Origin of the sequence: Pedobacter sp. Leaf132 (assembly GCF_920984695.1) — a bacterium.
Classification (GTDB): domain Bacteria; phylum Bacteroidota; class Bacteroidia; order Sphingobacteriales; family Sphingobacteriaceae; genus Pedobacter.
The window spans coordinates 1-7,431 of sequence record NZ_CAKLBO010000017.1 but is presented as its reverse complement, the minus strand read 5'-3'; the positions used below and the strand labels follow the sequence as shown (position 1 = coordinate 7,431).

Annotated in this window: 7 protein-coding genes; 1 reads left to right on the top strand and 6 read right to left on the bottom strand. The window is 33.9% G+C overall.

Translation table 11 applies throughout. From position 1 onward, the window contains the following. Positions 1–1,386: 1,386 nt before the first annotated feature. The 3 genes from LUA86_RS19130 to LUA86_RS19120 are packed head-to-tail and all read right to left on the bottom strand — an operon-like array spanning position 1,387 to position 3,792. Positions 1,387–1,746, bottom strand: coding sequence for a CoA-binding protein (locus LUA86_RS19130; RefSeq protein WP_231465795.1), 360 nt, complete (start codon positions 1,744–1,746; stop codon positions 1,387–1,389). A 3-nt stretch (positions 1,747–1,749) separates the two neighbouring features. Further along, a complete protein-coding gene (locus LUA86_RS19125; protein ID WP_231465794.1) occupies positions 1,750–2,217 on the bottom strand; it encodes a DinB family protein in 468 nt (155 codons plus the stop codon). 33 nt (positions 2,218–2,250) lie between these two features. Further along, positions 2,251–3,792, bottom strand: coding sequence for an NAD(P)/FAD-dependent oxidoreductase (locus LUA86_RS19120; protein WP_231465793.1), 1,542 nt, complete (start codon positions 3,790–3,792; stop codon positions 2,251–2,253). Positions 3,793–3,915: 123 nt separating this feature from the next. Here LUA86_RS19120 and LUA86_RS19115 point away from each other — a divergent pair, with 123 nt between their 5' ends. Then, entirely contained in the window at positions 3,916–5,145 is a 1,230-nt protein-coding gene (locus tag LUA86_RS19115; protein ID WP_231465792.1) for a tyrosine-type recombinase/integrase, read from the top strand. 43 nt (positions 5,146–5,188) lie between these two features. Here LUA86_RS19115 and LUA86_RS19110 read toward each other — a convergent pair whose 3' ends face one another. From LUA86_RS19110 to LUA86_RS19380, 3 genes are all read right to left on the bottom strand, one after another. Beyond that, the gene (locus LUA86_RS19110; RefSeq protein ID WP_231465791.1) at positions 5,189–5,845 is read right to left on the bottom strand and encodes a hypothetical protein; all 657 of its coding nucleotides are present in this window, start codon (positions 5,843–5,845) and stop codon (positions 5,189–5,191) included. Positions 5,846–6,359: 514 nt separating this feature from the next. Beyond that, positions 6,360–6,893 (bottom strand): hypothetical protein, encoded by a 534-nt coding sequence (locus tag LUA86_RS19105; protein ID WP_231465790.1) that lies wholly within the window; start codon positions 6,891–6,893, stop codon positions 6,360–6,362. 16 nt (positions 6,894–6,909) lie between these two features. Next, positions 6,910–7,140, bottom strand: a complete 231-nt coding sequence (locus LUA86_RS19380; RefSeq protein WP_370634400.1) for an HNH endonuclease — start codon at positions 7,138–7,140, stop codon at positions 6,910–6,912. Between the last annotated feature and the right edge of the window lie 291 nt (positions 7,141–7,431).

Here is a 7,431-nt window from a genome sequence, read left to right as displayed (position 1 = left end):
TCGGTTGGGAGTGCAAAGGTAAGAATCTTTTTTTAACTTCCAAATAAAATAAATTTTATTTCTTCGTCGCCTTTTTCTTCTTAATCCCTCTTTCAATATCGCTCTTTTCAGAGCTCCGATTCCTTCCCAAGCGGGTTGCAAAAGTAGAAAACTTTTCTCAATCACCAAATTTTATTTGAAAATAATTCCGGCAACCTTATTTCATCTTTTCAACCTTTTCCCCTTCCTCCGAAGCGGGATGCAAAAGTAGGAAAATTATCCGCTTGCACAAAGCCAGGGCCGCTTTTATTTGGATGGACAGTGGTAACTGCATGGATTTCAGTGAGAAAAATTATTGGCGTAAGCAAACTTTTTCAGGACGTGGTTTGTTTAAGGCGGGTTTCTGTGGTAAATTGATTGTTCAGGGTTACCGGTGATTGCATAGGCGCCTATCTTTCCCGCTGATGTTCGCAGATAAAATTATCGCAGATTGAAAAGGATTTTAAAGCTTAATGTATAAGTTTTCACCACCTAAGACAGCTAAGGTCACTTAAGTTATTTTAAAAATAGATTTTAAGGGAACAGTTTGTACAAATAAGGATTTAAGTTCATCTACGTTGTAAGTCGGTTTTAGTTTACCGGTGATTGCATAGGCGCCTATCTTTCCCGCTGATGTTCGCAGATAAAATAGCGCAGATTGAAAAAGATTTTAAAGCTTAATGCATAAGTTTTCACCAACTAAGGCAGCTAAGTTATTTTAAAAAATAGATTTTAAGGGAATAGTTTGTACATATAAGTAATTAAGGACATGTAAGTAGCGAGTATAAGCTCCATGCCTAAGTACTTAATACTACATAGTAAGAACCTATCCACTAAGACTAGTTTACCATCTAAGGTCATCTAAGTTATAAATCTGTTTTAGGTTGATGGTTGCAGGTGATTGCAAGGTGCCTATCGTTTCCCGCTGATGTTCGCAGATAAAATAGCGCAGATTGAAAAAGATTTTAAAGCTTAATGCATAAGTTTTCACCACCTAAGGCAGCTAAGTTTAAGATGTATATCGTTAGCACTTAATAAAAGACTAAATCCACAATCTAAGGAATCTAAGGTCATCTAAGTAGCGGGTGTAAGCTCCATGTCTTGATACTCGATACTAAATACTATATACTAACTACTGATTGGAAAACGGACAGACGTAAAATAAACCCGGGCGGAATGAAAAACCCGCAGGGAAAGCGCAGCGAACCGAGGATTTGAAATGCAGAACGGGACGAACTTTAATTGGAAAACAGGAACTTGCTTTTCAAAAAAAGATATTAATTATGTCTTAACCTATAAAGCAGATAAGAACATTTAAGTTATACAGGCCCTGCTTTTGATAATTGAATATTGATTTTGGGAATTTGGCTAATACTGTCCGGTACTTAAAAGCACTAAAGTACAAGCTCTCATTGGTTCGATATTGTGTTGATCTAAAAGTTTTTCGAACTCATAATTTTCTGTACCGGGATTGAAAATCACACGCTTTGGCTTGGTATCAATAATATAATGATAGTATTGTGGTTGTAAGGCAGGGCCGATATATAATGTAATGGTGTCTATATCTGGATGAGTTTGGCCTTGTTTTTCGATTTCTACGCCTGCAACTTCGCCGCGTTTTATACCGATATTAACTATTTGGTGGTTAAACCTGGTGAGCATGTGTGCCGCTTTATAAGCGTAGCGTGAGGGATCTGTTGAGGCTCCGATAATGAGTGTCTTTTTCATAAACTAAAATTTTGAGAGAATAGCAATTTGTCCGGAGTGGTAAGCGTGGTGCTGAACCAAACCATTTAATAATACTGCATTTGTAACTCCTGTTCCTAAAGCCGCATTTCTTTCGTCAATTGTTTTATTATTCCAATCATTGGGTTTTATATTTTCACAAATTCGAATCAATTCTTCATTCGCAATTTTAAAATTTACAATAATTTTTTCCCATGCCTGTGGAGATTTTTCCTGAACTGGTGGCCAATCGCCCATTTCTGGTTCCAGAGCTAAATTTCCATTCAATCTGGATGAAACTTCTTCTGTCCACGCGGTTAAATGCAATGCGATTTCGGCAATGGAATGTGCATCTGGAATAAAATGTTGAAATGCTTTTTCGGGTTCGACATTGTTTAGCGTTTGCATAACATGATTTCCATGCCAGGCATCCCCATTAAAAGATTTTTTTATTTCATTGGTGATATCAAACATAGCTTAAGAACAAGTTAAAATATTTAATGTTTGCTATTTTGCATTCAAAATGGCGTTTGCACAATTTATACCATCGATTGCGGCAGATACGATTCCGCCAGCATAGCCAGCGCCTTCTGCGCAAGGATATAAACCTTTAATTTGCGGATGCTGATAAGTTTCCTTATCACGAGGAATGCGAACAGGTGATGAAGTACGACTTTCTACACCAACCAAAATGGCTTCGTTGGTATAATAGCCTTTTATCTTTTTGCCGAACAATGGCAAGGCAGATTTTAAACTATCTGAAACGAAAGCGGGTAAAATATTATCGAGCATAACACTTTTTGTACCGGGGAGATATGAATTTTTAGGCAAATCGATTGATAGTTTATTATTTACAAAATCCATCATTCGCTGTGCTGGGGCAACCAAATTTCCGCCACCGGCTTCGAACGCCAGTTTTTCTATCTCTGATTGGAAATTTAGCATGCGTAAAGGATCATATCCCAGAACATCATTTAAAGTTACCTGAACAACAGTACCAGAATTAGCGTAGGGATTATTTCTTTTAGAAGGCGACCAGCCATTCACAACAATTTCATTTTCGCCTGTGGCGCAAGGTGCAATTATACCACCCGGACACATACAGAAAGAAAATACTCCACGAGCGCCAACTTGCTCTACTAAACTATAATAGGCGGGCGGTAAAAACTCGGAGCGTGTATCGCAATGGTATTGTGCTGAATCGATAATTTGTTGCGGGTGCTCTATACGTACGCCTAAGGCAAATGGCTTTGCTTCTATTAAAATATTTTTGCTGTGCAGCAATTCGTACACATCTCTGGCCGAATGACCGGTTGCCAGGATGATGTTATCTGCATGTAATTTATCTTCAAAATTTATTTCTATGCCTTTTATTTTACCAAATTCAATGAGTATATCTGTCATCTGGCTATCGAACATCACTTCTCCACCAGCATTTAAAATAGTGTCTTTTATAGATGTGATGATATGTGGCAATTTATTTGTGCCAATGTGTGGTCTTGCATCCACAATAATATCTTTTTCGGCACCGTGATCTACAAAAACTTGTAATACCTTATTTATATCACCCCGTTTGTTAGAGCGGGTATATAATTTACCATCTGAGTAGGTGCCGGCACCACCTTCGCCGTAGCAGTAATTAGATTCGGTATTTACAACGCCTTGTTTATTAATTGCGGCTAAATCTCTTCTACGCTGTTTAACATCTTTACCTCTTTCGATAATTATTGGTTTTAAGCCATTTTCGATGCATTGCAAAGCGGCAAATAATCCGGCCGGACCAGCGCCAATAATTAAAACGGGCTTAGCATTACTGACATTTTGATAGTTAACCTCATGAATTTCTACCTGAGGAATTTCATCGATATAAACTTTTATTTGAAGACGGTAGATAACTTTTCGAGACCTTGCATCTATTGATCTTTTCAGAATTTCGAAGCCATGAATGCGCTTTTGTGGTATTTTTAAGGCTTCTTCGAGCTTTTGATTGATGGCCTCAACTTGCTCAACCTGATGTGGGAGCAGGGTAATTTCGATATCTTTTTGCATACAACCTGTCAGGTTTTTATCCTGAATTGTAACAAAGGTACATCAAAATTTTGAATGCTCTCTTTACTAGATTCTTATAAAAATTAATTAGCTATTAATCAATTAAAAAGGAATCAAAAGTTTATGGTAATTAAACCTTATCCCCTAAACCCAGAATGCTCAAATATCCATATCAGCAATTCAAATGAAGTATTTATTTATTTCTATTATAATAAAAACAACAAACGCAAACAGGTAAAATTCAGAGCTGGCCTGAACAAAGTTGGTTTAACCAAAAAAGAGCGCGAAAAACTTATAAAAAGCTTATATAATAATGTTCATGACTTACTAACTTCCAAAGTCTATGATGGAAAAAATTTTAATGAAATAAGAAAAGCAGAAAGAATGCCATCTTATGATGAAGCAGCAGCAGCTTATATTGAAAACCGTAGGCAATTTTTATCACCAAAGACAATAGCAAATTATGAATTAGGTATCAAATTCTTCAAAAATTATCTTAACGAGATTGATATGCCCTACATTCTGCTAGATTACATAGATGCTGAATTGATTGAAAATTACCTGATTTATGCAAAGAATTATATTTCAATTCGATATAAAACAAGACTGTCAAAATTCACAATTAAAGAATATAAGGAAAGATTAGGTGCTGTACTAGAATTTTGGACTACAAAAAAAAGAGTTTTAGAATTTAACCCTATTAAACATATAAGATTAGGTTATGAAATAAGAAGGGAACAGAATGATAACACAACAGTTTTCACCATTGAGCAGCTACAAAATATATTCAATTATGTAAAAGAGCATAGGAAACCTCCTTATTTAACTTTTCTTCTTTTAATATACTACACCCACTTAAGACCGATAGAAATTTGCAGACTAGAACTCAAAGATTTTGACATGAGCAAAAAGATGATTTACCTAAAAGCAGCAAAAAGTAAAACCAGAATAGCGAGAAAGGTGTCTTTGGATTTACCAATATATAATCACTTGGAAAGCATTGGTGTTGATTTTAACAATAATTCATTACAAAATTTATTTCTGTTCAGTACTGCTGAAAATGGAAAAATCTGCTACTTGGGGCGAGAAATGTATAAGCATAAAAGTATGTCGTACAGTTTTAGAACCATGCTTAACGATTTGGGAATAGACAATTCTTTCACAAAATATCATTTAAAACATACAGCTAATGTTCATGAGATTGTTTATGAGGGTATGTCATTTGCGGAAGTTCAAATGAAGAATGGACACACACTCAGTAAAACAACAGAAGTATATTTGAGGGATTTAAAAGAATTTTATTTAAACAATAAAGAAAAGGAGAAAGAACGCATTATTAAATTTGAGTTATAACTAGCGAGAAATTTTACTATATCCAAAACTTAATCATATTTCTTTATTTAAGGGGATAGTTTGAGTTTTGGATATTAATGTTACAGCTATCCACAATTTTTTGAAATTGCAAGATTAATGACTGATATTGTTCTAAGACATTTGCTTGCTTTGAAAGTTGTTCTTGAAAGTCTAAGATAGAACGTTCTGCATCGTTTAATTTCTTTTTGTCAAGGTAATAATCTAAGTATGCATGCGCTTCCCTAGCAGTTTCACAAGATGCATCGATTTCTTTGACAAGTTTCCAAAAATCAGAAACAACAGTCAATCTGGGTAGATTTTGAAAATCTAAGACAACTTGGACATCTGATCCTCTAGATATAGTTAAAGACTTTAAATAATCGGATGAGGTTAATTGAAGATTCAAGACCTCCCACTTAGACAAAGTTATTTTGCTTAAAGCATTTCCTTCTTTGTCTGTAAAAGCAACTAGTTCTTCTTTACAATATGAACCATACTGCCCTCTATATGGCACAATTAAAAAACATAGAACATATTTTGGCTCTGTGATTACAGCCTGAATTATATCACTATTTCTATCTACAGCATCGTCTTCTGATATTGAATAAAAAAGGGATGATAACTTTATATTAGGGTCACCACTTCTTTTATTTACACAAGATAAATTTATTAATCTCTGAATGTTCTTAACTCTATTCACTAAAATCTGGTTTTATTTTATTATGGAAATCAAATATCCAAAAAAATTTCTACTCTCCTTATATACAGGACATGTATAAGTTTTGGATATAGTGAAATTAGGAATTAGAAATGTGAATTGGAAGATAGCCCTTATAAAAAGTAAGGAGGAGTAATGAGAGTTGATGTAGACTTTAATCAAAGAAACCATTTCCTTTTAATTAAAAGATAGTTGGAAGCTCAGCAAAAACCAGATAAAATTTGGAGAAAAATTGAGAAAAACTCAATAATATTTTCGTGTAAATTCTAACCTTTACCTTTAGGAGGGCTGCCCGCAGGGCGTTACCAGAATTAAGTTTAAGAACAAGCAAAAAGTGAGAAATATAGTATGCTTGTGGTTCGAAATGTTAGCATAAAGATACGGAAAATTTACGACATTCTGTCTGTGATTACATAGTTTTTGGATCTATTTTAAAATAATTTACTCATTTTAATTTATTAGGCCATATCCAAAATTCAATCTTATTCATTTAAAATTAATCGGTAAGATTTGCGAATGGTCGCGCAGAAAACATTATTGCAAAATCTTTAATTAATTGTTTTTCAATAGTTCTTGGATCATCATTAACTAAAGATTTCCAACAAATAATTAAGTCCGCAGAGTTCTTTAACTGCCAAATCAACCTCCCTCCATAATGCCCAATATTTTTACCCTGACCGAAGCCAAAATATTGTTTTAATCTTGAGTATAATGTTGCCTTACTGCTTTCACTGCCTGCCTTTCCGATGTATATAACGAGTGAGTTTTCAACCCAATTGGTTTTTAGTTCGTCAAGAGAAACGTTCGGGTTTTTTCCTTTAAAGTGCCCGCCTGTTCCAATTTGCAAATATTCTTCTTTTTTAAAATTTGGATTTAAAACGAGATAAACACCTTTGTCTTTTGGAATGGATGAACAGTCTGTGAAAAGGTCACCTATTTTCTTAAATCCTGAAAATCCTGCTTTTTTTAAATCATCAATATTGTTGAAGTTCATAATTTTGTTAGCTGACTTAATTACCAATGGTATCATTTGATAATATTAAGAATTAAGATATCTTTAAATTAACTATATAATCGGTTCCATTAAGATTAAATTCTATTTTGTCATTCGTTTGTTCAATAATGCTCAAATCACCATAATCAAATTCTTTATGGTGATTGGGACATAGGAGAATTATATTTTCTGCTATTTCTTGTCCTTTCTTATGTTTTGGATTGATGTGAGCAGCTTCCACATATCTAGAACCATCTCTTTTTTTAATGAATTTTTTACAAATTTGACATTCAAAATTTCGAAGTAATTTTATTAATGCTATTGTTTTGTTATTTCTTTTGTATTTCTTTACATTAACAATTACTTCTTCATCCTCGAAATTTGTATTTTTTTGTAACTCTGCTATTAGTTCATCCCTACTTTTCTCCTTTTTAAAAAAATCAACTAATGGAATTGCAATAGTACACTAGAGATTTTGTTTCGTCAGATATTTTTTTTTGAGATGCATTTATTTAGATTCCTCTGGATGCAATTTATGCGGCTTTTTTGCTGTTCCTCATCGTTTTTTCAAACT